This is a genomic window from Pseudomonas sp. Rh2, assembly GCF_040762985.1.
GTDB classification, from domain to species: Bacteria; Pseudomonadota; Gammaproteobacteria; order Pseudomonadales; family Pseudomonadaceae; genus Aquipseudomonas; species Aquipseudomonas taiwanensis.
Genome location: NZ_CP142890.1, coordinates 3,477,739 through 3,503,343 on the forward strand (window position 1 = coordinate 3,477,739; position 25,605 = coordinate 3,503,343).

Sequence of the window (25,605 nt, forward strand, 5' to 3'; positions counted from 1 at the left end):
CCTGCACATCTTCTTGGGCGAGCATCATTGAGTCATCATTCGACGAACCGCACCGAAGCTCTCGACAGTAGAGCTACGCTGCGCATACTGAACATGAATCCGTGGGTGGCTAAATGATCAACGCAAAACTCCTGCAACTGATGGTCGAGCATTCCAACGATGGCATCGTCGTCGCCGAACAGGAAGGCGACGACAGCATCCTTATCTACGTCAACCCCGCTTTCGAACGCCTCACAGGCTATTGCGCCGCCGATATCCTTTATCAGGACTGTCGCTTCCTCCAAGGCCAGGACCACGACCAGGCAGGGCTCGTTGCCATCCGCCAGGCCATCGCCCAAGGGCAGCCCTGCCGTCAGGTGCTGCGCAACTACCGCAAGGATGGCAGCTTGTTCTGGAACGAACTGTCCATCACGCCGGTGCATAACGAGGCGGACCAGTTGACCTACTACATCGGGATCCAGCACGACGTCACGGCACGAATGGAAGCCCAGCAAAGGATCCGGGAACTGGAAGCGCAAGTCGCTGAATTGCAGGGCAAATTGGGCGAGCTCGAAGCTTGATACAAAAAAAGCTGTACAAGGCCGTTGACTTGTACAATTTTAGACGTAGTCTTCAGCTATACCTGTACAAGATTCATTATCTGTACAGGCCTGCCTGGAGACTCGCATGTCCGCCTACCTGCAGCAATTCGCGCAACGCTTCGCGCGGCTCGACGCGCACAATATCGATGCGCTGGTAAACCTGTACAACGAAGAGGTCACTTTTCGCGACCCCCTGCATCAGATTCAGGGTCTTGAGGCACTGAAGGCCTACTTCTCCCAGCTTTACGCCAACGCGCAGGACATCCGCTACACCTTCACAGGCGCCGATGAGGTAGGGCCTGGTCAAGGCTATTTGCGTTGGACCTTGCAGTTCCGCCACCCTCGCCTGTCCGGCGGACGGCCGATCGCCTTGCAAGGTTGCAGCTACCTGCAATGGCAGGACCGGGTGCATCTGCATCAGGACTTCTTCGACGCAGGAGCCCTGCTCTACGAGCATGTTCCGGTCATGGGCGGCGCTATCCGCTGGCTCAAAGGCAGGTTGGCATGAGCCGTTGCTGGCTGACCGGCGCGAGCAGCGGGATCGGCGCCGAACTTGCGCGATGCCTGCTCGAACAGGGGCACCAAGTGGCACTCGGCAGCCGTCATGCCGAGCGGCTGTCACCCCTTGCCGAACAGTTTCCTGGCCAAGTGCTGCTGGCCATCGGCGACCTCGACGACCCACGCCAGGTAGCCCAGGTCGCCGCCTGCATCGAGCAGGCCTGGGGTGGCCTGGACATGGTCATCCTCAACGCAGGTACCTGCGAATACCTGGAGCCCGGCCGATACGACCCGCAGCTGGTCGAACGCGTGATCCGCACCAACTTCCTCGCGCTGAACCATTGTCTGGCAGCCGCCCTGCCCTTGCTGCGCGCTGGGGAGCGCCCGCACCTGGTGGTGATGGGCAGTTCGGTTACCTGGCTGGCCTTGCCTCGGGCGGGAGCTTATGGCGCATCCAAGGCGGCTGTACGCTACCTGGTGGAATCGCAACGCATCGACCTGGCGCGCGAGGGTATCGACGTGACCTTGGTGAGTCCGGGGTTCGTCGACACGCCGCTGACCCGCCGCAACGACTTCCCCATGCCCCAGATCTGGCCAGCCCAGCGCGCCGCCAGCCATATCGCCAAGCGCCTGCCCCAGCGCCCGCTGGAGATCAATTTCCCCGGCCTATTCACCTTTGTCCTGCGCCTGCTCGGTGCTTTGCCTGCGCGTCTGCGCCTGGCGATTGGCCGACGCCTGGCACGCCATGAACAGGAATGATGCCCCATGCGCATAGCGATCATCGGCAGCGGTATCGCAGGTTTGACCTGCGCCTACCTGTTGTCGCGCAAACACGAAGTGACAGTGTTCGAGGCCGAGCAATGGATCGGCGGGCACACCCATACCCTGGATGTGGACTGGCAGGGCCAACGCTATGCCATCGACACCGGCTTCATCGTCTTCAACGACTGGACCTACCCCCATTTCATACGCCTGCTCGGTCAGCTCGGGGTCGCGTCGCAACCAACGCAGATGAGCTTTTCGGTCCATGACCCGCTCACTGGCCTGGAATACAACGGTCACGACCTCGATACCCTGTTCGCCCAACGCAGAAACCTGTGGTCGCCGGGCTTCTGGGGGATGCTGCGCGACATCCTGCGCTTCAACCGGCAGGCACTGGCCGACCTGGACAACCAGCGCATCGATGCCTCCACCACCCTGGGCAGCTACCTCACGACCCATGGCTATGGGCAACGCTTCATCGAACACTACATCGTACCGATGGGGTCGGCCATCTGGTCGATGTCCCGCGCCGACATGCTCGACTTCCCGCTGCGGTTCTTCGTGCGGTTCTGTCGCAACCATGGCCTGCTGTCGGTCAACGATCGCCCGCAATGGCGGGTCATCCAGGGCGGCTCGCGTAGCTACATCGAGCCGCTGTGCCGACCGTTCGCCGATCGTATTCGCCTTGGCACCAAGGTCCACCGGGTCAGCCGCGACGAGGGGGGGGTGAGCGTTTTCACCAGCGCCGGCACCGAACGCTTCGAAAGCGTGGTGTTTGCCTGCCACAGCGACCAGGCCCTCGGGCTGCTGGAAGCACCCAGCGCCCAAGAGCGCGCCGTGCTAGGCGCCATAGGGTACGCCGAGAACGACGTGGTGCTGCACACCGACATCCGCCTGTTGCCGCGCCGCAGGAAAGCCTGGGCCAGTTGGAACTACCGCTTGGGCGGCGCCGAGCATGCCCCGGCCGCGGTCACCTACAACATGAACATTCTTCAGGGTATTCAGGCGCCGGCGACCTTCTGCGTCAGTCTCAACCAAACCGCACTCATAGACCCGGCACACATCATCGCCCGCCTGCGTTACGCCCACCCACAATACAGCCTGGCCGCCTCCACCGCGCAGGCAAGGCAGGAACAGATACAAGGCCATCTGCACAGTTACTTCTGCGGTGCCTATTGGGGCAATGGTTTTCATGAAGACGGCGTGGTGAGCGCGCTGCAGGTGGCGCGCCACTTTGGAGAGCAGCTGTGAACAGCAGCCTTTGCCTGGGCTGGCTCAGCCACCGCCGCCTGGCGCCACGCCCCCACGCGTTCCGTTACCGGGTAGGCATGTTCTTGCTGGACCTGGACGAACAAGCCGCATGGCTGGGGCTGTCGCGCTGGATCGGACGCTGGCGCCTGGCCCCTCTGAGCTGGCGCGACACCGACTACCTGCCCGCCCTGACCCGCCAAGGTACACCGCTAGCCGAAGCTGCCCGCACATTGGTCGGTCAGGCCACCGGCCGCACACCCACTGGACACGTCCAACTGCTGACGCAATTGCGTTGCTGGGGGCTGTCGTTCAATCCGGTGAGTTTCTACTTCTGCCATGACCACGACGGGCAGCTGGCGGCGATCCTGCTGGAAGTCCGCAACACTCCCTGGCGCGAGCGCTACCACTATGTGCTGCCGGTAGAGGGCAACCTGGCGACGTCCTTCACCCTGGCCAAGGCCTTCCATGTGTCGCCGTTCATGCCGTTGAACATGGACTACCGCCTGCACTTTCGCCTGGCGGCGACGCAAGTACGCATTCACATGCAGAACTGGCAGGACGGCCAGAAAGTCTTCGATGCCGATCTCGCCCTGCAGCTTCAGCCCCTGGATAGGCGCGCACTGCGGAGGTACATCCTGACCTTCCCCTGGATGAGCTTGCGCACCGTCTCGGCCATCTACTGGCAGGCGCTGCGCCTTCTACTCAAACGCACGCCCATCCATGACCACACCGAACGCCAGGGCGACCTGGTACTCGGCCAACCCTGCGAGGACCCCAACCATGCCCAACCCCACTCTGAGCGTTAGCAAGTCCGCAGGCCTGGCGCCCTTGCTCGGCACATTGGCACGTAACGCCCTGCTCGCCCAATTGGGCAAGTTACGCCACGGCCACCTGCGGCTGCTCAGCCATGGGCGGCAGTGGAACTTTGGCGATGCCGCCAGCCCGTTGCAGGCCGAGGTGGAGATTCTCGATGACGCAGCCTGGGGCATGATCGCCGGGAATGGCTCGATTGGCGCCGGCGAGGCGTATATCCATGGCTACTGGCGCAGCCCGGACCTTGCGCGGGTGACCCGCCTGTTCGTGGCCAACCTCGACGTACTGGACGCCCTGGAAGGTGGCCTGGCACGTCTTGGCCGACCAGCCCTGCGCCTGCTGCACCGGTTGAACCGCAACAGCCGGCGCGGTGCCCGGCGCAACATCCTGGCCCACTACGATCTGGGCAACGCACTGTTCGAGCAGTTGCTGGACCCGACCATGATGTATTCCGCGGCCAAGTTCGAGCATCCAGGGCAAACCCTGGAACAGGCGCAACTGAACAAGCTGGAGCGCATCTGCCAGAAGCTCGAACTCAGCCCGAACGACCACCTGCTGGAAATCGGCTGCGGTTGGGGCAGCCTGGCCATCCATGCCGCAACCCGCTACGGCTGCCGAGTCACCACCACCACGCTGTCGCAAGCGCAGTACAGCTATACCTTGCAGCGGGTCCGGGACCTTGGCCTGGAGCAGCGCGTGACCGTACTGCAAGACGACTACCGCGACCTGGTCGGCAGCTACGACAAGCTGGTGTCCATCGAAATGATCGAGGCCGTGGGCCACCGCTACCTACCGACCTACTTCCGCCAGTGCGCCGCCCTGCTCAAGCCCGACGGGCTGATGCTGCTGCAGGCCATCACCATCCGTGACCAGCGCTATGCCCAGGCGCGGCGCTCTGTGGACTTCATCCAACGCTACATCTTCCCCGGTGGCGCCCTGCCGTCGCTGAGCGTGATGCTCGACACCGCCAGCCGGCAGACCGCGCTCAACCTCGTGCATCTGGAAGATTTCGGTGTGGACTATGCACGCACGCTGGAGCATTGGCGCGACAACCTGCGCCAGTCACGCACCACGCTGGCCGCGCTGGGATACGACGACACGTTCCAGCGCTTGTGGGAGTTCTACCTGTGCTATTGCCAGGGCGGTTTCGAAGAGCGTGCAATCGGTGTATCACAATTGCTGTGGGCAGCCCCCTTGGCCCGGCGTGCGCCGTTGCCAGCACAGCCATGATGCCCAGCGCCTGGCTGGTGGCCAACGCCCTATGGTTGCAGGCCGGCTGGTGGCTTTGCGTGCTCGGCGCAAAATACCCGTGGCTGTTGCTACTGGTGCCGATCGGGCTGGCCGTGCACCTGTACCTGTGCGCGGACCTTGCCGCCGAGACCAAGGCGTTGTGGCGGGTCACACTGGCCGGCTGCGTCATGGACAGTCTGCTGGGATCGTTGGGCGTTTTCGATTTCGGCACCTGGCCACTGCCCCTGTGGCTGGGGCTTTTGTGGCTGGTGCTGGCCAGCGGCTTGCGCCACAGCTTGGCCTGGGCTGGCAGCCCATTCTGGCGTGGCGCACTGCTGGGTGCTCTGGGCGGCCCGGCGGCTTACCTGGGCGGTGCCGGGCTGGCTGATGTGGCGCTACCCTTGGGGTCACTGCCCACCGCGCTGTTGCTGGCCCCGATCTGGGCGCTGGCCTTCCCCCTGCTGGTGCGCATCGCCGCGTGGCGCTGACCTTCGGCAGCGCTGCGAGCAGTACCGCACCTGGTCCCAACACCGCGCCCAGCGCTTGCGCCAATCGAATGGGCGACCACACACCACGCAAACCTTGCTCGGCAATAAACCCTTCTTCATAGCGCCTCCCCGGCATCCAGCCGTGCCAACAACTCCTGGCCACGCTCCCACACCGCTTGGCGACGCGCCGGTGACATGTTGTCGAGGCTTCCATAGACCAGGCGCAGGCGCGGATTGGCAGATAGCTGGGCACGATGCCGAATCAGAAAATGCCAGTACAGCGCATTGAACGGGCAGGCATTCTCCTCCGTGACCTGCCCGACCTTGTAGCTGCAGGCCTGGCAATGGTTGGACATCCGCTGGATGTATCGACCACTCGCGCAATAGGGTTTGGAGCCCAGATAGCCGCCATCGGCGTGCATCACCATGCCCAAGGTATTGGGCAGCTCGACCCAATCGAACGCATCGATATACACCGCCAGGTACCACTGGCAAATGGCGTCTGGTGCGATGCCGGCCAACAGAGCGAAATTGCCAGTGACCATCAGCCGCTGGATATGGTGCGCGTAGCCAAGCCGCAGGGTCTGCCCAATGGCCTGCGCCATGCAGCGCATGCGCGTAGCCCCGGTCCAGTAGAACGTCGGCAGCGCGCGATCGTTGCCCAGGTGGTTCAGCCCAGCATACTCGGGCATGCGCAACCAGTAGATGCCCCGCACGTATTCGCGCCAGCCGATCAACTGACGAATGAAGCCCTCAGCGGCATTGAGCGGTACCTGGCCGCTGCGCCAGGCGTGGTCGACATCCGCGCACAACTGCCGGACATCCAGCAGCCCGACATTCAGGGCCGCACTGATGCGTGCATGGAACAGGTACGGTTCGCCTTCGGCCATGGCGTCCTGGTAATCGCCGAATGCCGCCAGGCCAAAGTCGAGAAAATGCTGCCAGAGCTGCTGGGCCTGACCATGGGTCACGGGGTAATCGAAACCGTCCATGGCACCGTAATGATCATTGAAACGCTGCCGGACCAAGTCCACCACCGTTTGGGTGATCGCATCCTGGTCGAACTGCGCCGGAATCGGCCCGCGCAGGCCTCGCGGCAAGGATTTGCGATTGTCGGCATCGAAGTTCCACGAGCCGCCTGCCGGACTGCCGTCGGGCTCCAACAGCAGGCCACAACGCTTGCGCATGCCTCGGTAGAAATGCTCCATGCGCAGTTGCGTGCGCCCTTGCGCCCAGCGCGCGAATGCCTCGCGCGAGCACAAGAAGCGGGTATCGCGATGCCACACCAGCGGCAGCCCGGCATCGCGCAGCGCCTGTTCCAGACGCCACTCGCCGCATTCGGTCAGGTGAATTTCGCTCGCACCGAGCACCTTGCACCAGCGCCGCAGCTCGCCGGCGATGCTGCCGCTGTTGCCTTCGGCATCCAGCTCGACGTAATGCACCTGCCACCCACGCTCGCGCAGGGCCTGGGCGAAATGACGCATGGCGCTGAAGATGAACATGATCTTGTGCGGATGATGCGGCACATAGCGGGCCTCCCCCTGGACTTCGGCCATGAGGACGGCGTCCTGGGTCGGGTCCAGCGCCGCCAGGCTCGCCAGGTCGAATGACAGCTGGTCACCGAGCACCAGGCCGAGACGCATTGCGTTGGTCACCATTGGCTGGCCATGGTCAGAGGCCCTTATTCAGTTGCAGGGAGCGCCTTCCGGCAGACGGCGGAAGAACAAGGTGATCTGCCCGAGTTCCACGCCCAGTTTGCTCATGCGCGAGCGATTGATCAGGGTGTCGTCGTCCATCAGGTACATCCAGTCGTCCAGGTCGACCTCCCAGTGCCGCCCGTCCACGGGCAGATCCAGCTGGTAGCGCCAGCGCAGCGCATTGCCCGCCACCTCGCCGCGGGCCTCGCCAATCACGTCCGCCGCGGTTCCGCGCCAGCGGCCAGGGCCGTCTGGCACGAGGGTCCAGACGCGCCGTTGACGCGTGCCATCGCTGTAAAGAAAACGCTCGTCGAGGATCAGCCGCTCACCGTCCCGCCGGCTGGCGATGCACACGTGAAAACGCTTGACCACTTCCCCGGAGCGCTTCTGGAACATGCCCCAGGCCTGCACCGGCTGCGAGAAGAAACTCGCCAGGTCTAATTTCGGCTGCTCCGAGGCGTAGCGCTCGACGCCAACATTGCCACAGCTACCCAATAAAACGCAGGCCGCCAACACCAGTGCCCTGTACATGCTCATGCTCCTTCGTCGTCGCTAACCTGCCCCAGCAAGCGCAGGCGCAGTCGAGGGTCTCTGGCCCGAGGGTCGAGCCATATCGCAAAGAACGCCCGCGCAAAGGCCGGGTCGGCGATTTCCCGGTGGAGCGTGCCGTCGACATAGAAGCGGCATCCCTCACCCGGCAAGTACAAACCGGTGATGCGCATTCCAGGGCGCACATCCACGAATGCCGTTTGAATCAGCTCGGCCCATGCAGCGATCTGCTCCGGCGTCACGGCCCCCGTGTTCAGTCGGCGAATCTCATCCATGCTGGCCTGGACCAGAGTTTCGCGGGAAATCGGTCGGTGGTAGAGCAGCTCCAGCGCAAAGGGCTGTCGCCAATCCTGTACAGGTCCGTTGGTCCAAAGCCTGGCGCTGTAGACACGCAACCCGAACCAGGTGAACTCACCGCTGCCCAGTCGCTGTGCCGTGGGCAGCGCTGTCCGCCAGTCGGCTGCTGCCGCTTGCAGGCAGATCAACAGGAACCACAGGCAGGTCCAACGCGCAGCGTGCGTCATGCTGACCTCCAGCTCACTCAATCCTGTACAAGAAGATACATTTGTACAACTTTACGAAGGAGATGTACAGCTTCTGACGAAACCTGCCCTCACGTCCGACTTGCAATACATCCGGAAAATCGTATATTCGGAAAATCATATACGCTCAGTGCACCCCTGCGGGCTGGCAGTGAAACCCAGCCACCGAGACACGCCATGACTGACCCGCTGTCACCCCTCCAGGTTTTCAAATGCCTCGCCGATGAGAATCGCATCCGGATGATGCTGCTGATCGCCCGCGAGCAAGAGCTCTGCGTCTGTGAGCTGACCTGCGCACTGGAACAAAGCCAACCCAAGGTTTCCCGCCATCTGGCGCAACTGCGCACCTGTGACCTGCTGGAGGACCGCCGGCAAGGCCAATGGGTCTATTACCGCCTGCATCCAGCGCTGCCCGCCTGGGTGCGAGAGGTACTGGCAATCACCCTCGAGGCCAATCGCGAATGGCTGAGTCGAACTGCCGATCGGCTGGACGCCATGGGGGATCGCCCACGGCGCGTCGCCAACTGCTGCTGATGCCATCGGATGGAAGAACCTCCTTCGCCTTCACCCTGAACAAGACCGACGTCCGCTGCATCGGTCATCGAGCGGCCATTGCCCCCCTACCCCTATGAGCGCTCTCTGAGCACAACCTGAGTACAACGACATGGCAATCAAAGTAGGCATCAACGGATTCGGACGTATCGGCCGCCTGGCGCTGCGCGCATCCTGGGAATGGCCAGAGTTCGAATTCGTCCGGATCAACGACCCAGCCGGCGACGCCAAGACACACGCCCATCTGGTCAACTTCGACTCGGTCCACGGCCGCTGGCACCGCGAAGCCAGCGCAGACGGCGACTCGGTGGTAATCGATGGCAAGCGCATCAAGGTCAGCGCGAACAAAACCCTTGCAGAAACCGACTGGTCCGACTGCGACCTGGTGATCGAGGCCAGCGGCAAGATGAAGTCGGTGGCCGTGCTCCAGGCCTATCTGGATCAGGGCGTCAAACGCGTGGTGGTGTGTGCGCCAGTCAAGGAAAAGGGCGCGCTTAACGTGGTGATGGGTGTCAACCAGCACGTGTTCGACCCGGCCCTGCACCGCATCGTCACCGCTGCTTCCTGCACCACCAATTGCCTGGCTCCGGTGGTCCAGGTAATTCATCAGCACCTGGGCATCCGCCACGGTTCGATCACCACCATCCACGACCTGACCAATACCCAAAGCATCCTCGATACGCCACACAAGGACTTGCGTCGCGCCCGGGCCTCAGGCATGAGCCTGATCCCCACCACCACCGGCTCGGCCACTGCGATCGCGGAAATCTTCCCTGAGCTGCGCGGCAAGCTCAATGGTCACGCCGTGCGTGTCCCGCTGGCCAATGCCTCGCTGACCGACTGTGTGTTCGAGGTTCAACGCGCGACCACCGCCGAAGAGGTCAATGCCCTGCTCAAAGCGGCTGCCGAAGGTGGGTTGAAGGGCATCCTGGGCTATGAAGAACGGCCATTGGTGTCCATCGACTACCGCACCGATCCACACTCCTCGATCATCGACGCGCTGTCCACGCTGGTGGTCAACGGTACCCAGGTGAAGATCTACGCCTGGTACGACAACGAATGGGGCTATGCCAACCGTGCAGCAGAACTGGCCCGACTCGTCGGCATGGCGGAGTAGACAACGATCATGAAGGCGTTGTCAGCCCTGTCCGGGGACGTGCGTCAATACCTGCTGGTGACCGGCAATTACTGGGCCTTCACGCTCACCGACGGCGCGTTACGCATGCTGGTGGTCCTGCACTTCCACGCACTGGGCTATACGCCGCTGCAGATCGCGGCGTTGTTCCTGTTCTATGAAGTGTTCGGCGTGATCACCAACCTGACGGGGGGCTATCTTGGCGCACGCCTGGGGCTCAATCGCACCATGAACATCGGCCTGGGCATGCAAGTCGTGGCCTTGATGATGCTGACGGTCCCGGCGGCCGGGCTGACGGTGCCCTGGGTGATGGCTGCCCAGGCGCTGTCCGGCATCGCCAAGGACCTCAACAAGATGAGCGCCAAAAGTTCGATCAAGCTGTTGGTGCCGGACAGCCAGCAAGGCACCCTCTACCAGTGGGTGGCCATCCTCACCGGCTCGAAGAACGCGCTCAAAGGCGTGGGCTTCTTCCTCGGTGGAGCGCTGCTCGCGCTGCTTGGTTTCACCCACGCGGTGCTGTCCATGGCGGCCGTGTTGGCAGCGGTTTGGATCGGCAGTTTGCTCCTGCTGAAAAAAGACCTTGGCAAGGCCAAGGCCAAACCGAAGTTCCGCGACATGCTGTCCAAGAGCCGGGCGATCAACATCCTCTCGGCTGCACGGCTGTTCCTGTTCGGGGCCCGCGACGTGTGGTTCGTGGTGGCGTTGCCGGTCTATCTGAGCGCCACTTTCGGCTGGGACTTCTGGATGGTCGGCGGTTTTCTGGCCGCCTGGGTCATCGGCTACGGCATCGTCCAGTCGTTCGCCCCTTACCTCACCGGCAAGAAGCAAGGCCATGTGCCCGACGGCCGAGCCGCCTTCACCTGGGCCATCGCCCTGGCCGGGCTGCCCCTGCTCATGGCACTGGGCCTCACAGCCGGTGGCTCGGCCCAGATCGTGCTACTGGGCGGGCTGATGTTGTTCGGCGTGCTGTTCGCGGTGAACTCATCGCTGCACAGCTATTTGATCGTGAGCTATGCCAAGGAGGATGGCGTTTCCCTGGACGTGGGCTTCTACTACATGTCCAACGCCCTGGGACGGCTGATGGGCACGCTGCTTTCGGGTTGGGTATTCCAGGCCTATGGCCTGGAGGCCTGCTTATGGGTTTCCAGCGTTTTCGTCCTGGCTGCGGCACTCATCTCGGTCGGATTGCCAAGGCACGGCAACCGGGTACGACAGCACGACTGAGCGGCGCCGAACAGCGCACGCTGTGGGGCCTGCGCTGTTCGGGTTCTACCGACGGGCGCGAATCGCTTCGATGCCATTGAACACCAGCATGCCCAGCAACATGGCTGCCACGAACAGCCAGGCCTGCCAATAACCACCCGGCAACAGCACCAGCGCAGGGCCCGGGCATACGCCAGCCAGCCCCCAACCAATGCCGAACAGCAGGCTTCCGCCTACCAGGCGACGGTCGATGTCACGCCGGGTGGGCAACTGCATCGTGCCCCCCAACAGCGCCACCGACTGTCGGCGCGCCCAGGCCATCGGCACCAACGCTGCGCCAATGGCACCGACCATGACCAATGCAAGCGAAGGATCCCACTGCCCGGCCAGGTCGAGAAATCCAAGCACCTTGGCGGGATTCGCCATGCCGGACAGCAACAAGCCCAACCCGAACAGCAACCCTGCGATGAAACCAGTGATCCGCGTCATGTCACACGCCCGCCAGAAGATGCCGAGCGACGAACACGGTGGCGAACCCGGCCGCCATGAAGCACAGCGTCGCCACTGCCGAACGGGGTGACAGCCGCGACAGGCCACACACCCCGTGACCGCTGGTGCAGCCGCCGCCGTAGCGAGTGCCCAGGCCGACCAGCAGCCCTGCGACCATGAGAACCCAGGGTGCACGGGTGAACTCCACGGCGGGAAGCGACACGAACACCTGCCACAGCAGCGGTGCAGCGATGATGCCCAGCAGGAACGCAGCTTTGTCGCCACGCCCCTCCCCTGACCGCTGCAACATCGAAGCCAGCAACCCACTGATACCGGCTATCCGCCCGTTGGCTGCAGCGAACAGCCCTGCGGCCAGACCAATCAGCACGCCTCCTCCGAGCGCCGACCATGGCGTGAAGGCATTCATGTCAACAAGCATCGCAACGCTCCAACTCAAGAGAAAGGGGTGGGCATGCCCTTATTCTAGCCCTGGGCCAGCAGGGTTGAAATCCGAGTCTGCAGCAGCCCGCCGTGGCTTGGGGATAGGTGAATTACTGCTAAGCTTTTCAGAGGCTGGCCGGTAATCCTCGTTGCTGCATTGCCAGTTCAGCACCGATGAGTTCCATTGTCGTTCGGGCCCACCCTTTGCGCATGACCTTTGCTCAACAAAGGTGCCGACATGGCTGACTTCAAGAAGCATTCGTCCAAGCGGTTGTCCAAGGTGAAAGACGACATCCGTGAAGAAAAGAATTTCCATTCGCGCAAGGAGAGACTGGAGGCCGGTAAACGTCTGCGAGACGTCGTTCCGCGGGCGGCTCATGCAACGTGGAAATCCAAGCCCAGGCAGCGTGATCCCGTCGGTTTGCTCGAACTGTCCAACCGTGACCGCCATCCGGCACTGGTGCCTGTCCGTTATGGGCGAATGCTGCGCAGCCCATTCACCTTCTTGCGTGGCTCGGCCGGCCTGATGGCACGCGACCTCGCCACGCTGCCTTGTACCGGCGTACACGTCCAAGCCTGCGGCGATTGCCACCTGCTCAACTTTGGCTTGTTCGCCACCCCCGAACGTAACCTGATCTTCGATATCAACGACTTCGACGAGACACTTCCCGCGCCGTGGGAATGGGACATCAAACGGTTGGCAGTCAGCTTTGCCGTCGCCGCCCAAGACAATCGGCTGAACGACAAAGAGGCCGGACAATTGGCCATGGCCTGCGTGGAGGCCTACCGCAAGCGCATGCGTGAATTGTCGGATATGAGCCCGCTTGACGTCTGGTACGACCGCCTGGACGCTCAGGCCATCATCGACATGGCCCCCAACGAGAAATACCGCAAGGCGCGCGAAGCATTGATGGCCAGGGCCAGAACGCGGATCGGGGACTACCTGTATCCCCAGATCAGCGATGAAGTGGGCGGTAGGCGACGCCTGGTCGACCAGCCTCCGATCCTGTTCCATATCCAAGAAGCCGGTTTCGCCAAGCGCGTGAAGCTTGCACTTGAGGATTACCGCCGTTCATTGCTACCCGAGCGCAGAGTGCTCTACGACCGCTATCGCCTGGAGGACTTCGCAGTGAAAGCCGTGGGCATTGGCAGCGTGGGCACGTTCTGCTTCGTCGGCTTGTTCTTTTCGGCCGAAAACCATCCGCTGCTGCTGCAATTCAAGGAAGCCTGCCCGTCCGTGCTGGCGCCCTATGCCGGCAAAAGCGAGTTTGCCAATCAAGGTCAGCGAGTGGTTACCGGCCAGCGCCTTTCGCAATCCGCCAGCGACATTTTTCTGGGCTGGACCGAAAGCACCAAGGGCCGGCAGTTTTTCGTCCGACAGCTACGCGATATGAAGATGTCATTGCCAGTGGAAGGTGCGACCTTCGAGCAGATGAACATGTATGCGCAGGTGTGTGGCATGACATTGGCGCGGGCGCATGCCAAGTCAGGGGACGCAGCGCTGATCAGTGGGTATCTCGGCAAGTCGGACGCCTTCGATCAAGCCCTTGGCAAGTTCGCACTGGCTTATGCCAAGCAAAATGCCATGGACTACGCGGCGCTGGTCAATGCCGAGAAAAAGGGCAGGATCAAGGCACTTCGCGAGGAAGACGATTGAGCACTGCCATGGCCTATGCCATGGGGGGTGACCTAACTGCATTCATCTGGATTCAAGAAGATGCATGACCCTCGTTTTCCCCCAGCGCGTTCAAGATCGTCTCGTTTCCACGGGGCCGTTCTCGTCGCGACCATACTGATGCTGACCGCCTGTTCAACCCTCGGTCCCTCCACCATCGAGCGCGACAGAAGCGATTACGCGACCGTCATAGCCACGACCTGGAAAGAACAGACCCTGTTGAACATCGTCAAGTTGCGTTACGCCGATGCCCCCGTCTATTTGGAGGTGTCATCGGTGATCAGTTCCACGGCCATCCAAAGTCAGGTGAACCTCAGCGCCAGTTGGTTCAGCGGTTCGCCCGCTGAGGGTAACAACCAGACCTTGGGCGCTTCAGGCCTCTACACAGATCGCCCTACCATCAGCTACACACCGTTGTCCGGCGAACGCTTCTCCCGTTACCTGCTCACGCCCCTTTCGCCAGCGGCTATATTCTCGCTCGTCCAGGCGGGCTATCCGGTCGATCGTGTGCTGCACCTGACCACGCGTGCCGCAAACGGCTTGTACAACAGGTCAACCTCCCCGTCTCGGCTGCGTGCAGCAGACCCAGAGTTCTATGCGGTGCTGGATGCGCTTCGGCGGATTCAGCGTTCGGAAAAGCTGGGCATGCGAATCAGCCAACGTGCCGGGACTGACAGTGAACTGCTGCTGATCGCCGACACCCGGTCGGAAATCGTCGAAACCGATCGCCGACTGGTGCGCCAGTCGCTGCACCTTCGACCCGACGCGGAGATACTGAAACTCACCTTCGGCTCGGTGCAGAGGGACGATACCGAGGTGGCCTTGCTGACACGTTCGATGTCGGAGATCTTCTCGGAGATCGCCGCCACCATCGAAGCCCCGCCCATCCATGTGCAAGAGGGTCGGGCAAACCCCGAACCCGCCCTTCCCAAGGTTTCCAACGAATGGGACACGCCACTGGTGCGTATCCATTCAAGCGAGCGAAAGCCAGACAATGCCTATGCCGCCGTGCACTACCGCGATCACTGGTTCTGGATAGACGATCGCGACCTGAAGTCCAAGTCCGAGTTCCTCTTCATTCTCGTGCTCTTGTCCCTCGCCGAAACTGGCGTAGCCCCGGAAACACCGGTCATCACGATCCCCGCCAACTAGTCAGGCAGCGGATACAGGCTTTGCAGCAAACGATCCTGCGCGGACAGGGGACCTAGATGGCGAACGAACAGGGCCTCGCCTTGTGGGCCCGAAAGTGCCTGGCTCAAGGCGGTATCCACCAACAAACGAAAATCGTCGTCTCCTCTTGGCATCGACAACGCCACCCGGCTCATGACGAACAAGTGATCCGGAACCCACAGCTGGTCGCGCTCAGCTTGCCGGGCCTGATAGGCCAGCAGGACCACCCTGTCTCCCAGGAGCGCGTCGACCTTGCGGTCGACCACCCGCTGCACCCCTTCCGCGTACGTCGACACTTCCTGGAGCGTGGATTGCAAACCAAGCTGGCGGATCCGCTCATGGGCCCAGCGACTGCTCAAGGTGCCACGCAGGACGGCAAAGCTGTGCTTGCTCAACCCCGCGTTGATCGTCGCGCGCCAGCGCGGGCTGGTGTCCTGCGCGCCACCGCTGAGGGGGCCGAGCAAGGTATTCGGTGCATCACGCCTGACCAGAGCCGCAAGGCCGGAAGTAAAGACCGCGATGGAAAAGTCCAAGGTGCCCCTTCTGGATAGGGTTTCCACCATCGGTGTACAGAGCAGGTCGACCTGCCCGTCACCCACGGTGCGAACAGCCTCCGGCTCTGCCAGGGAGCGCCAGCGTACCTGCAAGCCCGCGAGCCCGGGCGACTCCCGAAGGCGTGCGACGACTGCCTGGCAAAGGTCGATGGAGTACCCCTCCGGTGCCTGTTCGCTGCCAGATGAGAAGGGAGCGAACCCCTCCACGAATCCGAGATTGAGCACCTGCCCTTGCCTTAACCTGCTCAATACGTCCGCAGCGGCGACAGTGCTGTCTGCTACCGCGCACAACAGCAAACTGGCAAGACACCAACCGGTCGCTTTCAATGAACGCTTCATGGCGCACCTCCGATCATGTCCAACGCCTTGACGAAACGCTTGGCAATGAAACCGAACAGCAGGTAGCCCAGCGCCATGATCAGAGCGGCACCGAATACGGCTTCCAGGCCCGAGGCGTACAGTGCGTAGAAGCAATAGCACACCGCGACCACCATGACCGCGCTGTTACGGCGAAAAATGGCTGCCTGAACCTGGGCCTTGTACATGATCACCAACAGCCCGGTCAGCGAGGTGATGTAGGGAATGATGTTGGTCACGGCAGCCAGGTTGACCAGTTTGCTGAACTGGGCGCTGGCATTGGGCGAGAGCGTCGACAGGGCAATGAGGCTCTGCAGCACGGCGCAGGTCAGCATGCCTATCAATGGCACACCACGTGCCGTGGTGCGCGTGAACAGCGTTGGGAAAAGCCCCTGCCCGGCAGTCACTCTGGCGGTTTCAGCCAAGGTGAATTGCCAGCCGAGCAACGAACCCACACAGGCGATTACCGCCAAGGCCATGATGACATTGCCGACAGCGTCATTGAACATCTGCGCATAGACCAGGGCGAAGGGCGCGCTGGCGTTTGCAAGTTCCGGGTTCGGCACGATGCCCTGGATGACACTGGTCGAAAAAATGTAGATCACCGCTGCGCCAAGGGTGCCGAGCAAGCACGCCAGAGGCACATTGCGCTTGGGGTTTTCCACCGCGTCGGAGTTCTGCGCAGCCGATTCCATGCCCAGGAACGCCCACAAGGTCAGCGGAATACTGTTGGTAATGGCCTGGGCGACCGGCATTTGACCCGGGTTCCAGGCATCCTGGAAGGTCGCGGGGCTGAACCAGTGCCACCCGATCAGGCTTAAACCGGCAACCGGGACGATGACGCCCCACACGCTGACAGCGCCAATACGACCGGTAACTTCGGCTCCCCCCAGGTTGGACAAGGTGGTAAACCAGATCAACGTCACCGCTCCAACCAATAGCGGCCCACCACCAGTTCCAAGCCAGGGAATGAAAGGCGTGAGGTAGCCAACGGCAGAAATGGCGATGGCTACATTGCCAATCATCAGCGACAGGAAGTAAAGGTAGGAGCACAGAAAGAAAGCAGACTTGCCATGGGCTTGTTCACTGTAGGCAGACATGCCGCCCGATTGCGTGCAGTAGATGCCGCATTGGGCGAAACAGTAGGCGATAGCCATCGAGCCGATGGCCGTAATCACCCAGGACAGCAGCGAGACGGCGCCGATCTGCGCCATGCTTGCCGGCAGCATGATGATGCCCGAACCCATCATATTCACAGTGACCAGCGTCGTCAGTCCGACCAGGCCCATTTTCTTTGCTTTATCACGCATGGCTGCCACCTCCGCGAAAGCTTGTCGAAGAACCGATCGCTCATGTGCCACGCCTTCACTTTCGAGCCCTGCGCCCCAACCGCCGGGCACCGGGTGCAGCGCTTATGCCATGCAATATCACGCTGAGCACGACGCAAGCGATGGTCGTGGCGATGATCGTGCTGCCCTCTTGCAGCGGCGCATCGAGTACCAGCACGGCGAAGACGATAGACGCTAGACCACGCGGTCCGAACCAGCCAATGAACAGACGGCTCTCGGCAGCCAGCTCGCTGCCGGCCAGGCTCACCCAGACAGGCACCATACGCACCAGCGACAGGCTCAGCAGTGCATAGAACCATACCGAGGGCGACAGGATTTGCGAGGCCTTGGGCGCTACGTAGGCACCGAACACCACCCAGGTCAGCAGCGAAAGCGCTTCACCGCAGGATTCGCCGGTCTTAAGCAGCGGCTGCGTTTCCCGATTGAACAGGTAACCGGTCAACACACCTGCACAGAACGCTGCGATAAAGCCGCTACCGCCCATTGCCTGGGCGCTGGCGAAGCTCAGCAACGCCAGGGCGGGCATCACCAGTTGTTGCCAAGAGTCCATTTGCAGGCAGCGGCGTTGGGAAAGACGCAGCAGCCCTCCCACCACCAGCGCCAGCACTGCCCCCGTCAGTACGCCAATGCCCAACTCCTCCAGCAAGAAGTATCCCGCCAGGGCAAAGGGCATCGTCGAGCGACTTTCCATCAGCAATGCCAGCAGCAAGAGCAGAACCGGCACGCAGATGCCGTCATTCAGTCCGCTTTCGACGTTCAGGCTTTCACGCACATTGGCCGGCACCAGGGGGTTACTCACCACTGCCTTGCCAAGGGCGGCATCGGTGGGCGCCAGGATCGTCGACAACAGGGCCATTTCCAGCCAGGGCATGCGTGGAAACATCAGCCACGCAGCAAGCCAACCGGCGACCAGGGTCAGCGGCAAGCCAATCGTCAGCAGACGCAGCGGCAGGCTACGGTGAAGGCGCAATTGAGCCAGATCAGCTTGGGCAGCATCGCTGAACAGTACGATCGCCAGGGTAAGCTCGGCCAGCAGCCGAAGATCATGACGATCCAGGGAAAGGTTCAGCACCCCAAGCCCAGCGGGGCCTGCCACCAGCCCCGCCAGCAAGAACAACAGGGGGCCATTGATAGGTTTGGATTCGAGCGCGCCGGCCAGGTTGGCGTACAGCACCAGCAAGGCAGCCACGACAGCCAGATTCTGATACATGACACCCCACCGTGATCGCCACGACTGTATGAATACGCTACCACTGCGTTCGTGGCGCGACGATCCAAAAGGCGGCGCAAGTTATCCTAGGTCAACAGTTGAGGTAATAAACCTGCAAGACTCCTGTGCATCAGGTGGTACCTGCCCCAAGGCCCTCGCCAGCGACCGCGGGGATCATCGTGGAAATGACCTGTGCTTGGCTTTTATCAAGTCGAGCAGGTGGCAGCGGTATAGGTTGCCAATGACCCTTGGCCGACCACGGAAAACAATCATGAACCGCCCCGCCCCCTCACGCGCTCGCCTGTATGACGAACAAGACCTCGACAGCGTGCTGCGTAGCATGGCGCAGCAGGCCCTGGCGTTCATGACTGCCCAACCCACGGTGCTGGTGGGGATTCAACGCCGAGGGGAGCCTTTGGCGCGCCGCCTGCAACTGCACTTGCACCGACTGACCGGGGCGGCGCCATTGCCACTCTACCCGATCAAGGTCAAGCGCTACGCCGACGACCTCAGCATCCTGCATGCCTATACGCAGCTTACCGAGAACCCTGAGTTGGCCAAACTGGATCTGGCCGATACCACCTTGCTGGTGGTCGATGACGTGCTGTACGAAGGGCACTCCCTGCTGCGTACCTGCGCCTACCTGGCTGAGCTTGGCGCGCGACGGGTATTCAGCGCGGTGCTCGTTGACCGTCACGTCTGTCACCAACCCGTGCATGCGCAGATCGTGGGTATACACCTGCAGGTCGCCGAGCAGGACATCGTCGAATGTCATGTGCCACCTTTCGAGGCGGATTTCAGCGTGGAAGTGGTTCGCCACGGCCGAGCTGGCGACACCGCCTGAATCAATCCGCGGACGCGGACCGGACCGTCAGAAGGCTGCACGGCGCATGGTTGAGGAGCCGTTCGGTGGTGTCGCCGATCAGCTTGGCCCAGCGCCTGGGCTGCACCACGCCGACCACCACCACGTCGATCTTCAGCGTGGCGACCAGAGACTGGATCACGCGCAGCGGCGCACCTTCGATGAAGTAGCGCTGCGCATGGACAATGCCATGGATATCGGCCAGCTCATCGAACGGTGCCTGGAGCGACTCGCGCACTTGCTCCGCCCAGGGCGCTGCAAGGTCGGGATTGGCCAGCATAGCCATGGGCAGGTCGTACGCCGACAGCAAATGGACCTGGCCGTTGCATGCACTACCCAGTTGTCGACCTGCCTCCACCAGCGCATGGTTCAGCGCTTGCTGCGCAAGGTCCGCCTTGGCCACATCCACGGCGACCAATATGCTCGCGGGCATGGCCGGGGCCTCGGCAGGCACCAGTTGCAAAGGCACCTGACACGTATGCAGCAACGCACGGTCAACCGAGTACTTGTCGATCAGGCCACGTACCGGACTGGCGGAAAGCCCCTTGATCACCAAGTCAGGCGCACAACGCGCGATGCATGCCGGTAGGAGGTCACCCGCCGTGGCGGTTTCCAGCGCTTCGAAGGTGATGTGCAACCCTGTGGGCGCCTGCTCATCGAGCAATGCCTTGAGCCCGGAAGCGAAATGCGCGAATGCGGCTGACGGTTGGGCAGCTTGCCGCCCTTGATCGGGCACGCCACATTCGGCAGGCGTATGGATGCCCAGTACATGCAGCGAGGCACCTGACGCTTGAGCCAATGCCAGGGCCCGACGCAGCGCTGCATCGACCTGGACCTGGGTCATGACCAGAAGCATCCGACGGTACAGGCTCATCAGCCACCTCCTGGCGCGAATGGGGGTGCCGCACCGCTGTCATTATCGAAGCTGGCGGTCAGCCAATCTTGATAAATATCAAGGCCATCAAGCCCCACTGCGTCACCCTTGGCCTGAACCGGTGGGCCTTCATCGAGGCTGCCATCGCCGTGGAGGCCATCATGAATGCTTACTCGCGACTGCTACTGATCTGCCATCCAGACCTGCACCCCTCGCCTGCCCTGACGCGTGCCCAGGCGCTGGCCAGCACGACTGGCGCCACCTTGCACCTGGTGGTGCTCAGTCAACTCCCCTCACGTCTGGCCACCCTGGACCAAGTGCTGCGCGCCAATGCCCGCAAGCAGGACGCCGAGCACCGCAAGGCTTGGCTGGCCGACCAGGTGAAGGCGCTGGGCGAACTGGGCATCAGCGCCTACGCCGAGACACTGGACGATGAAGACCCGCTCAAGGACTTGATCCGGCTGGCCCAGTTGCACCGGGTAGAGATGGTGATCAAGGACATCAAGCACGAAACCGCCTTGAGCCGTGCACTGCTCACGCCTTTGGACTGGCAACTGCTGCGCCGTTGCCCGATCCCGCTGCACTTGGTGGCCCAGGCGCAGACCAACTTGCCAGCGCGCATACTTGTCGCCGTCGATCTGGTCGAGCACGACCCTGTGATCGACAAGCTCAACGACCACATCCTGCAATCGGCACAGGCCCTGGCACAGCGATGCAAGGCGCAACTGCATCTGCTGCAGGCCTATGAACCCAGTGCAAGCTTCGTTGCCTATGCCGCCGCCCCCGTCGCCTGGACTGACAAATTGGTCGAGGAAATGTCGGGTCGTGCGCGCGAGCGCATGGCAGCGTTCGGCGGCCGCTACGGCATCAAGCCAGATCATCTGCACCTGGTGAGAGGCGCTGCCCGTAACGTGGTCAGCGAATACGCCAACCAGCATGGCTTCGATGTGGTGGTGATGGGCACGCTGTACCATGAGCGGGTGAGCAAGGTGGTCGGAAGTACCACCGAGCAAACCCTGTACAAGGTTCACTCCAGCATTCTGGCGATCCACGGTTGAACGATCGCTCGCCTGGTTTCACCTCCTCCCTGGAGTGAAACCAGGCCAGGCGACCTCAGTCTCGATGCCAATCGACACTCAAGTACACATCGCTGTCGCTATAGCGGTAGCTGCACGCGCCATCGTAGGCGGCCTTCAGTTCATGACCAATGCGGTTGGCCAGGTGCGTGCCAGTGGTGGTTGCCACCAGTTGGCCCTGCTGGTAGTCGATCGCGATCAAGCGCTCAAGAACATGCGTCTGCCTTTCCTGTTGCTCCACGTTGTGCATGAGTTTGCGAATCTCCTCTTCATGCGCTGCCAGAAAACGGCCCGACACCCGCACTTGTCCGGCAGCGGCACGGTCTTCGATGCGCCGGCATGCCGGGCAGACGATCGACTCAACCGGCCCAGGCCCCTTCGCCCCATGGGCGTGCCACTCGCCTCCATGGTAGGCAGCGCCACATTGCGGACAACGCGCACTGCCAGCAGGACGATGCGCCGTGGCATAGGGGTCGAACGGATGCGGCTTGAACAGTTTGTCCTTGTGGCTTTTCTGGTATTTGTCCATTGGCGTACTCTCCGTGCAGGGTGTAGGGGGCGCAGGCCATTGCATGCTCTGACATGCCCAGTGTCCGCCCGCTGGCTATGCTCGACTTGATAATCGTCAAACCGCGCAGTGGCATGCCGCTTATGTTGCTGTGAACGACCTCTGGAGCGCAGGGCATGAATGACACACCACCGTTACTGTTCGCCTTGCAAGGCAGCCAGGCCTATGGTCATGCCGTGGCGCAACGATTGGGCTGGAAGCTGTCTGCGCATGAAGAGCGCGACTACGAAGATGGAGAACACAAATGCTGGCCTGCCGAGTCGGTCGACGGTCGATCGGTCATCGTCTTCCATTCGCTCTTTGGTGACGCGCACCACAGCGCGCACGACAAGCTGTGCCGCTTGCTGTTCTTCTGTGGTGCGCTCAAGGACGCCGGTGCCCGCCAGGTGACAGCCGTCACGCCTTACCTGTGTTATGGCCGCAAGGACCGCAAGGTGGAGTTTCAGGACGCGACCATTACCCGCCATGTAGCCCGGCTGATGGAAAGCTGCGGCATCGACCGCGTGGTCGCGCTGGACGTACACAACCCCAGCGCCTTCGACAACGCCTACCGAATCCCGAGCTGGAACCTGCAATGCACCCAGCTATTCGCCCAACACCTGGCCCCGCTGCTCGGAGAAGAGGCTGTCACGGTCGTCTCGCCGGATATCGGTGGTATCAAACGCGCCGAGCAGTTTCGCCAGGTCCTGGCGGACCTGCTGGCGCGCCCGGTTTCGGTGGCCATGATGGAAAAGCATCGCCAGCCGACGGGCCTGAGCGGCGAACATCTGGTTGGCAATGTGGCAGGCAGCACCGTCATCGTGTTCGACGACCTGATCAGCACGGGGCAGACGCTGCTCCGCGCTGCCCACGCCTGCCGGCAGGCCGGCGCCACCCGCATACTGGCCGCAGCCACCCATGGCCTGTTCACTACAGGTGGCGAGCTGTTCGACAGCTGTGCGTTCGAACGAGTACTGGTGACCGACAGCATCTCGCCCTTTCGCCTACCCGTGCGATGTCTGGAACAGCTGGATATCGTCGATACCAGCGCCCTGGTTGCCGAGTTGCTTGCCTGCCGCCGGGGCTTGGACGCATGACTCCGGCGCCGGGCCTTACACCGCCAGGATATTGCAGGGAATCTGGTACAACACATGCTCCGTGGTGCTGCCGAACAGTCGGTCCAGTCCCCGGGCGAGCGGCCTGCCCATGACGATCACGTCCACCGGATGGGTTTCGACGTATTCGCTCAGCACCGCGACCGGGCGGCCCAGTATGAAGTGCCTGCGCTCGGCCGGAGCGCCATAGCGGTCAGCCACCGCCTTGAAATCCTCCTCCAGTGCCTGGCGCAGGGACTCGCCGACGTCGCCAATGGCCCAGGCGCCATATCCCATGTCGCCCATGTAGGCCATGGTCAGGTCGCACGCGAACAGCAGGTCCAGTTGCGCGCCGGTCTGCAACGCGAGCGCATTGGCCTGCTGGACGATGCTGTCATTGCGCGCCTGGCCCTCGGGCGATGGATCGGCCACGTCTACCGCCGCGACGATCTGGCGAGGCAAGGCCGGTCTGGCTGCGCCCAATAGGTAGACCGGGATCGGGCAATGCCGCAGCAACTGCCAGTCCAATGGGGTAAAGAAGGCCCGCTTGAGCACCGGTTCGCGCTCGACCTGCTTGAGCAGTACATCCGGCTGCATCTCCAGGGCATGTTCGAGAATATCCGCCTGCAGATCGCTGCTCCAGGCGACTTCCGTCGTCACTTGCACACCCGATGCCCGCAGCACCTGGGCCTGCGCTTCGAGCTGCGCCTGCTGGGATTGCAGGTAAGCCTGCCGCTCGCTCTGATGGTCACCTGTCTCCAGGAACCTGAGCTTGTCCAGCGATTCCAGCAAACCCACGATGTGCAGGCTGGCCGAACTTGACCTGGCCAGGGCGGCCGCCTGTTCCAAGGCACAGGACTGGCGCAATGCAGGGCGCAGGATCAGCAACAGGCGTTGATAGTGGCTCATGGTAGCCTCCGACGATCGGTTCGCCTGATCACTCAGGCAATGGGGGTTGCATCAAAGGTGCTGTCTTTTCCGGGATATCGGTCATGGTTGCCTCGGTCAGCAGCAGGATGCTGGCGACTGAGACTGCGTTCTCGAGGGCGATGCGTACCACTTTGGTGGGGTCGATGATGCCGGCCTCGTACAGGTCGACGTAAGTGTTGGCCGCCGCGTCGAACCCGATGCTGCCCGTTTCGGCGAGCATGCGTGCCACCACCACGCCCGCGTCCACCGCGGAATTTTCGGCAATCATCCGCGCTGGGGCCTCCAGCGCACGGCGCAGTATCTGCAAACCGGTGCGTATATCACCTTCGCTGCCCGCCTCTTCAGCGAGCAACGCAGGCACCGCCTTGAGCAAAGCCAGGCCACCGCCAGGCACCATGCCTTCGGCGATGGCCGCGCGGGTGGCGGCCAGGGCATCATCCAACGCGTCCTTGCGCGCTTTCATCTCCGCTTCGGACGGTGCCCCGACGCGGATCACTGCCACACCGCCCGCAAGCCTGGCCAGGCGTTCATGCAGTTTTTCCCGGTCGTAATCGCTGGTGCTGGCCTCGATCTGGGCGCGGATCTGCGCAACGCGGGTAGCCACCGCTTGCTGGGTGCCCTTGCCACCGATCAACGCCGTACTGTCTTTCAACACCACCGCACGGTGCACCTGGCCGAGCTGGGACAACTGCAACTGATCGAGATTGATGCCAAGCTCCGCCGACACCAGGGTCGCCCCCGTGAGCACCGCGATGTCCTGGAGCATTTCCTTGCGCCGGTCGCCATACCCAGGAGCCTTCACGGCCACCGCTCGCAGCACGCCGCGGATCTGGTTGACCACCAGCGTGGTCAAGGCCTCGCCGTCGATGTCTTCGGCGATCACCACCAGCGGCTGACCGCTTTTCGCCACTTGTTCCAGCAGGGGCAGCAGATCGGTGAGTGCGCCGATCTTGTGATCGCACAGCAAGACACAAGCATCGGTCAGCTCGACCTGCATCTTCTCGGTGTCGGTGACGAAGTAAGGCGACACATAGCCCCGGTCGAAGCGCATGCCATCCATGATTTCGACCACGGTTTCGGTGGTCTTGGATTCCTCCACGCTGACCACGCCTTCCACGCCGACCTTCTCCAGGGCATCCGCGACCAACTGGCCAATCAACGGGTCGTTGTGCGCCGATAACGTCGCCACCTGGGCTTTTTCCTTGGCAGTGCTGACCTGGCGTGACTGCGCCAGCAGCGATGTCATGACCAACGCCAGCCCTCTGTCCAGGCCTCGCTTGAGGTCGATGGCGCTGGCCCCGGCCACCACGTTGCGCACGCCGTCGGCCAGGATCGCGTGGGCGAGCACTGTCGCGGTACTGGTGCCATCCCCCACCGCTTCACCGGTGCGTTCGGCCGCCTGGCGCAGCATCTGGGCGCCAAGATTTTCCTCTGGGTCCTGCAGATCGACCCGTTTGGCGATGGTGACTCCATCGTTGCAGACGGTCGGCTTACCCCAACTGCTCTGCATCAGCACCGATTTCGATTTGGGCCCTAGCGTAACGCGCACGGCATCGGCGAGCTGGGTGGCGCCACTGAGAATTTTCTCCCGCGCTGCAGAGCGGAACAGCATTTTGCTGTGGGGCATGGTATTGCCTCCCGTGTAGGCCAGGGCATGAAACAGCTGCTGCCAGCAT

The 25,605-nt window shown here is 62.4% G+C and carries 27 protein-coding genes and 1 pseudogene; 15 read left to right on the plus strand and 13 right to left on the minus strand.

Annotation, left to right across the window (positions count from 1 at the left end):
* Positions 1–113 precede the first annotated feature (113 nt).
* The 7 genes from VXM67_RS15655 (at position 114) to VXM67_RS15685 (ending at position 5,623) form a co-directional block, all read left to right on the plus strand.
* Entirely contained in the window at positions 114–560 is a 447-nt protein-coding gene (locus VXM67_RS15655) for a PAS domain S-box protein (protein ID WP_023380940.1), read from the plus strand.
* 106 nt (positions 561–666) lie between these two features.
* Positions 667–1,089, plus strand: coding sequence for a nuclear transport factor 2 family protein (locus VXM67_RS15660; protein WP_104881641.1), 423 nt, complete (start codon positions 667–669; stop codon positions 1,087–1,089).
* Positions 1,086–1,838: an SDR family oxidoreductase gene (locus VXM67_RS15665; protein ID WP_027906723.1), complete on the plus strand. Its 753-nt coding sequence runs from the start codon at positions 1,086–1,088 to the stop codon at positions 1,836–1,838. The genes VXM67_RS15660 and VXM67_RS15665 overlap by 4 nt, the downstream gene beginning before the upstream one ends.
* Before the next feature lie 6 nt (positions 1,839–1,844).
* Positions 1,845–3,092 (plus strand): NAD(P)/FAD-dependent oxidoreductase, encoded by a 1,248-nt coding sequence (locus tag VXM67_RS15670; protein WP_023380943.1) that lies wholly within the window; start codon positions 1,845–1,847, stop codon positions 3,090–3,092.
* Complete coding sequence (locus tag VXM67_RS15675; RefSeq protein WP_023380944.1) at positions 3,089–3,898, plus strand: DUF1365 domain-containing protein; 810 nt, start codon at positions 3,089–3,091, stop codon at positions 3,896–3,898. The genes VXM67_RS15670 and VXM67_RS15675 overlap by 4 nt, the downstream gene beginning before the upstream one ends.
* Positions 3,873–5,135, plus strand: a complete 1,263-nt coding sequence (locus tag VXM67_RS15680; protein WP_023380945.1) for a cyclopropane-fatty-acyl-phospholipid synthase family protein — start codon at positions 3,873–3,875, stop codon at positions 5,133–5,135. The genes VXM67_RS15675 and VXM67_RS15680 overlap by 26 nt, the downstream gene beginning before the upstream one ends.
* Positions 5,135–5,623 carry a DUF2878 domain-containing protein gene (locus tag VXM67_RS15685; RefSeq protein WP_027906724.1) on the plus strand — a complete coding sequence of 163 codons (489 nt, stop codon included), beginning with the start codon at positions 5,135–5,137 and terminating at the stop codon, positions 5,621–5,623. Before VXM67_RS15680 ends, VXM67_RS15685 begins: the two co-directional genes overlap by 1 nt.
* On the opposite strand, the pseudogene VXM67_RS15690 reads toward VXM67_RS15685, so the two are convergent.
* From VXM67_RS15690 to VXM67_RS15705, 4 genes and pseudogenes are all read right to left on the minus strand, one after another.
* Positions 5,624–5,743, minus strand: a pseudogene (locus tag VXM67_RS15690) (DUF2256 domain-containing protein); the annotation flags it as partial.
* Entirely contained in the window at positions 5,740–7,266 is a 1,527-nt protein-coding gene (locus VXM67_RS15695; RefSeq protein WP_186598200.1) for a cryptochrome/photolyase family protein, read from the minus strand. The gene VXM67_RS15695 and the pseudogene VXM67_RS15690, both read right to left, overlap by 4 nt.
* Positions 7,267–7,308: 42 nt before the next feature.
* Positions 7,309–7,851: a DUF3833 domain-containing protein gene (locus VXM67_RS15700; RefSeq protein WP_027906726.1), complete on the minus strand. Its 543-nt coding sequence runs from the start codon at positions 7,849–7,851 to the stop codon at positions 7,309–7,311.
* 2 nt (positions 7,852–7,853) lie between these two features.
* Complete coding sequence (locus VXM67_RS15705; RefSeq protein ID WP_027906727.1) at positions 7,854–8,393, minus strand: chalcone isomerase family protein; 540 nt, start codon at positions 8,391–8,393, stop codon at positions 7,854–7,856.
* A 195-nt stretch (positions 8,394–8,588) separates the two neighbouring features.
* On the opposite strand from VXM67_RS15705, the gene VXM67_RS15710 reads away from it, so the two are divergent.
* From VXM67_RS15710 to arsJ, 3 genes are all read left to right on the plus strand, one after another.
* A complete protein-coding gene (locus tag VXM67_RS15710) occupies positions 8,589–8,945 on the plus strand; it encodes a metalloregulator ArsR/SmtB family transcription factor (RefSeq protein ID WP_023380951.1) in 357 nt (118 codons plus the stop codon).
* A 130-nt stretch (positions 8,946–9,075) separates the two neighbouring features.
* A complete protein-coding gene (locus VXM67_RS15715; protein ID WP_023380952.1) occupies positions 9,076–10,080 on the plus strand; it encodes an ArsJ-associated glyceraldehyde-3-phosphate dehydrogenase in 1,005 nt (334 codons plus the stop codon).
* Positions 10,081–10,089: 9 nt separating this feature from the next.
* On the plus strand, positions 10,090–11,322 hold the full coding sequence (arsJ, locus tag VXM67_RS15720; RefSeq protein ID WP_023380954.1) for an organoarsenical effux MFS transporter ArsJ: 1,233 nt from the start codon (positions 10,090–10,092) through the stop codon (positions 11,320–11,322).
* A gap of 45 nt (positions 11,323–11,367) precedes the next feature.
* On the opposite strand, the gene VXM67_RS15725 is transcribed toward arsJ, so the two are convergent.
* Positions 11,368–11,790 (minus strand): DUF6691 family protein, encoded by a 423-nt coding sequence (locus VXM67_RS15725; protein ID WP_023380956.1) that lies wholly within the window; start codon positions 11,788–11,790, stop codon positions 11,368–11,370.
* Between the two features lies 1 nt (position 11,791).
* Positions 11,792–12,229, minus strand: a complete 438-nt coding sequence (locus VXM67_RS15730) for a YeeE/YedE family protein (RefSeq protein ID WP_023380958.1) — start codon at positions 12,227–12,229, stop codon at positions 11,792–11,794.
* Between the two features lie 483 nt (positions 12,230–12,712).
* Here VXM67_RS15730 and VXM67_RS15735 point away from each other — a divergent pair, with 483 nt between their 5' ends.
* Both VXM67_RS15735 and VXM67_RS15740 read left to right on the plus strand, forming a co-directional pair.
* Positions 12,713–13,888, plus strand: coding sequence for a DUF2252 domain-containing protein (locus VXM67_RS15735; protein ID WP_338104633.1), 1,176 nt, complete (start codon positions 12,713–12,715; stop codon positions 13,886–13,888).
* A 138-nt stretch (positions 13,889–14,026) separates the two neighbouring features.
* Entirely contained in the window at positions 14,027–15,058 is a 1,032-nt protein-coding gene (locus VXM67_RS15740; protein ID WP_023380961.1) for a hypothetical protein, read from the plus strand.
* Here the strand turns inward: VXM67_RS15740 and VXM67_RS15745 are convergent.
* The 3 genes from VXM67_RS15745 to VXM67_RS15755 are packed head-to-tail and all read right to left on the minus strand — an operon-like array spanning position 15,055 to position 18,546.
* Positions 15,055–15,969, minus strand: coding sequence for a transporter substrate-binding domain-containing protein (locus VXM67_RS15745; protein WP_023380963.1), 915 nt, complete (start codon positions 15,967–15,969; stop codon positions 15,055–15,057). The genes VXM67_RS15740 and VXM67_RS15745 overlap by 4 nt on opposite strands.
* Positions 15,966–17,297 carry a putrescine-ornithine antiporter gene (gene potE, locus VXM67_RS15750; protein WP_367237146.1) on the minus strand — a complete coding sequence of 444 codons (1,332 nt, stop codon included), beginning with the start codon at positions 17,295–17,297 and terminating at the stop codon, positions 15,966–15,968. The genes VXM67_RS15745 and potE overlap by 4 nt, the downstream gene beginning before the upstream one ends.
* Positions 17,298–17,352: 55 nt before the next feature.
* Positions 17,353–18,546, minus strand: a complete 1,194-nt coding sequence (locus VXM67_RS15755; RefSeq protein ID WP_367237147.1) for a cation:proton antiporter — start codon at positions 18,544–18,546, stop codon at positions 17,353–17,355.
* Positions 18,547–18,817: 271 nt separating this feature from the next.
* Here VXM67_RS15755 and VXM67_RS15760 point away from each other — a divergent pair, with 271 nt between their 5' ends.
* Complete coding sequence (locus VXM67_RS15760; protein ID WP_023380966.1) at positions 18,818–19,390, plus strand: phosphoribosyltransferase family protein; 573 nt, start codon at positions 18,818–18,820, stop codon at positions 19,388–19,390.
* A gap of 1 nt (position 19,391) precedes the next feature.
* Here VXM67_RS15760 and VXM67_RS15765 read toward each other — a convergent pair whose 3' ends face one another.
* The gene (locus VXM67_RS15765; RefSeq protein WP_367237148.1) at positions 19,392–20,282 is read right to left on the minus strand and encodes a universal stress protein; all 891 of its coding nucleotides are present in this window, start codon (positions 20,280–20,282) and stop codon (positions 19,392–19,394) included.
* A gap of 68 nt (positions 20,283–20,350) precedes the next feature.
* Between VXM67_RS15765 and VXM67_RS15770 the strand changes: the two genes are divergently transcribed.
* A complete protein-coding gene (locus VXM67_RS15770; RefSeq protein WP_367237149.1) occupies positions 20,351–21,340 on the plus strand; it encodes a universal stress protein in 990 nt (329 codons plus the stop codon).
* Positions 21,341–21,395: 55 nt separating this feature from the next.
* Here VXM67_RS15770 and VXM67_RS15775 read toward each other — a convergent pair whose 3' ends face one another.
* The gene (locus tag VXM67_RS15775; protein WP_027906734.1) at positions 21,396–21,887 is read right to left on the minus strand and encodes a BCAM0308 family protein; all 492 of its coding nucleotides are present in this window, start codon (positions 21,885–21,887) and stop codon (positions 21,396–21,398) included.
* Positions 21,888–22,042: 155 nt separating this feature from the next.
* Here VXM67_RS15775 and VXM67_RS15780 point away from each other — a divergent pair, with 155 nt between their 5' ends.
* Positions 22,043–23,002 (plus strand): ribose-phosphate diphosphokinase, encoded by a 960-nt coding sequence (locus tag VXM67_RS15780; protein ID WP_023380972.1) that lies wholly within the window; start codon positions 22,043–22,045, stop codon positions 23,000–23,002.
* 15 nt (positions 23,003–23,017) lie between these two features.
* Here VXM67_RS15780 and VXM67_RS15785 read toward each other — a convergent pair whose 3' ends face one another.
* Together VXM67_RS15785 and groL are read right to left on the minus strand one after the other, a co-directional pair.
* The gene (locus VXM67_RS15785; protein ID WP_023380973.1) at positions 23,018–23,908 is read right to left on the minus strand and encodes a universal stress protein; all 891 of its coding nucleotides are present in this window, start codon (positions 23,906–23,908) and stop codon (positions 23,018–23,020) included.
* Positions 23,909–23,936: 28 nt separating this feature from the next.
* On the minus strand, positions 23,937–25,556 hold the full coding sequence (gene groL / locus VXM67_RS15790) for a chaperonin GroEL (RefSeq protein ID WP_367237150.1): 1,620 nt from the start codon (positions 25,554–25,556) through the stop codon (positions 23,937–23,939).
* Between the last annotated feature and the right edge of the window lie 49 nt (positions 25,557–25,605).

What these genes read in the sequence shown, in the direction of transcription:
- VXM67_RS15655 (WP_023380940.1), top strand. Translation starts at nt 114, where the DNA reads ATGATCAACGCAAAACTCCTGCAACTGATGGTCGAGCATTCCAACGAT.
- VXM67_RS15660 (WP_104881641.1), top strand. Translation starts at nt 667, where the DNA reads ATGTCCGCCTACCTGCAGCAATTCGCGCAACGCTTCGCGCGGCTCGAC.
- VXM67_RS15665 (WP_027906723.1), top strand. Translation starts at nt 1,086, where the DNA reads ATGAGCCGTTGCTGGCTGACCGGCGCGAGCAGCGGGATCGGCGCCGAA.
- VXM67_RS15670 (WP_023380943.1), top strand. Translation starts at nt 1,845, where the DNA reads ATGCGCATAGCGATCATCGGCAGCGGTATCGCAGGTTTGACCTGCGCC.
- VXM67_RS15680 (WP_023380945.1), top strand. Translation starts at nt 3,873, where the DNA reads ATGCCCAACCCCACTCTGAGCGTTAGCAAGTCCGCAGGCCTGGCGCCC.
- VXM67_RS15685 (WP_027906724.1), top strand. Translation starts at nt 5,135, where the DNA reads ATGCCCAGCGCCTGGCTGGTGGCCAACGCCCTATGGTTGCAGGCCGGC.
- VXM67_RS15695 (WP_186598200.1), bottom strand. Translation starts at nt 7,266, where the DNA reads ATGCGTCTCGGCCTGGTGCTCGGTGACCAGCTGTCATTCGACCTGGCG.
- VXM67_RS15700 (WP_027906726.1), bottom strand. Translation starts at nt 7,851, where the DNA reads ATGTACAGGGCACTGGTGTTGGCGGCCTGCGTTTTATTGGGTAGCTGT.
- VXM67_RS15705 (WP_027906727.1), bottom strand. Translation starts at nt 8,393, where the DNA reads ATGACGCACGCTGCGCGTTGGACCTGCCTGTGGTTCCTGTTGATCTGC.
- VXM67_RS15710 (WP_023380951.1), top strand. Translation starts at nt 8,589, where the DNA reads ATGACTGACCCGCTGTCACCCCTCCAGGTTTTCAAATGCCTCGCCGAT.
- VXM67_RS15715 (WP_023380952.1), top strand. Translation starts at nt 9,076, where the DNA reads ATGGCAATCAAAGTAGGCATCAACGGATTCGGACGTATCGGCCGCCTG.
- arsJ (WP_023380954.1), top strand. Translation starts at nt 10,090, where the DNA reads ATGAAGGCGTTGTCAGCCCTGTCCGGGGACGTGCGTCAATACCTGCTG.
- VXM67_RS15725 (WP_023380956.1), bottom strand. Translation starts at nt 11,790, where the DNA reads ATGACGCGGATCACTGGTTTCATCGCAGGGTTGCTGTTCGGGTTGGGC.
- VXM67_RS15730 (WP_023380958.1), bottom strand. Translation starts at nt 12,229, where the DNA reads ATGCTTGTTGACATGAATGCCTTCACGCCATGGTCGGCGCTCGGAGGA.
- VXM67_RS15735 (WP_338104633.1), top strand. Translation starts at nt 12,713, where the DNA reads ATGCTGCGCAGCCCATTCACCTTCTTGCGTGGCTCGGCCGGCCTGATG.
- VXM67_RS15740 (WP_023380961.1), top strand. Translation starts at nt 14,027, where the DNA reads ATGCTGACCGCCTGTTCAACCCTCGGTCCCTCCACCATCGAGCGCGAC.
- VXM67_RS15745 (WP_023380963.1), bottom strand. Translation starts at nt 15,969, where the DNA reads ATGAAGCGTTCATTGAAAGCGACCGGTTGGTGTCTTGCCAGTTTGCTG.
- potE (WP_367237146.1), bottom strand. Translation starts at nt 17,297, where the DNA reads ATGCGTGATAAAGCAAAGAAAATGGGCCTGGTCGGACTGACGACGCTG.
- VXM67_RS15755 (WP_367237147.1), bottom strand. Translation starts at nt 18,546, where the DNA reads ATGTATCAGAATCTGGCTGTCGTGGCTGCCTTGCTGGTGCTGTACGCC.
- VXM67_RS15760 (WP_023380966.1), top strand. Translation starts at nt 18,818, where the DNA reads ATGAACCGCCCCGCCCCCTCACGCGCTCGCCTGTATGACGAACAAGAC.
- VXM67_RS15765 (WP_367237148.1), bottom strand. Translation starts at nt 20,282, where the DNA reads ATGAGCCTGTACCGTCGGATGCTTCTGGTCATGACCCAGGTCCAGGTC.
- VXM67_RS15775 (WP_027906734.1), bottom strand. Translation starts at nt 21,887, where the DNA reads ATGGACAAATACCAGAAAAGCCACAAGGACAAACTGTTCAAGCCGCAT.
- VXM67_RS15780 (WP_023380972.1), top strand. Translation starts at nt 22,043, where the DNA reads ATGAATGACACACCACCGTTACTGTTCGCCTTGCAAGGCAGCCAGGCC.
- VXM67_RS15785 (WP_023380973.1), bottom strand. Translation starts at nt 23,908, where the DNA reads ATGAGCCACTATCAACGCCTGTTGCTGATCCTGCGCCCTGCATTGCGC.
- groL (WP_367237150.1), bottom strand. Translation starts at nt 25,556, where the DNA reads ATGCCCCACAGCAAAATGCTGTTCCGCTCTGCAGCGCGGGAGAAAATT.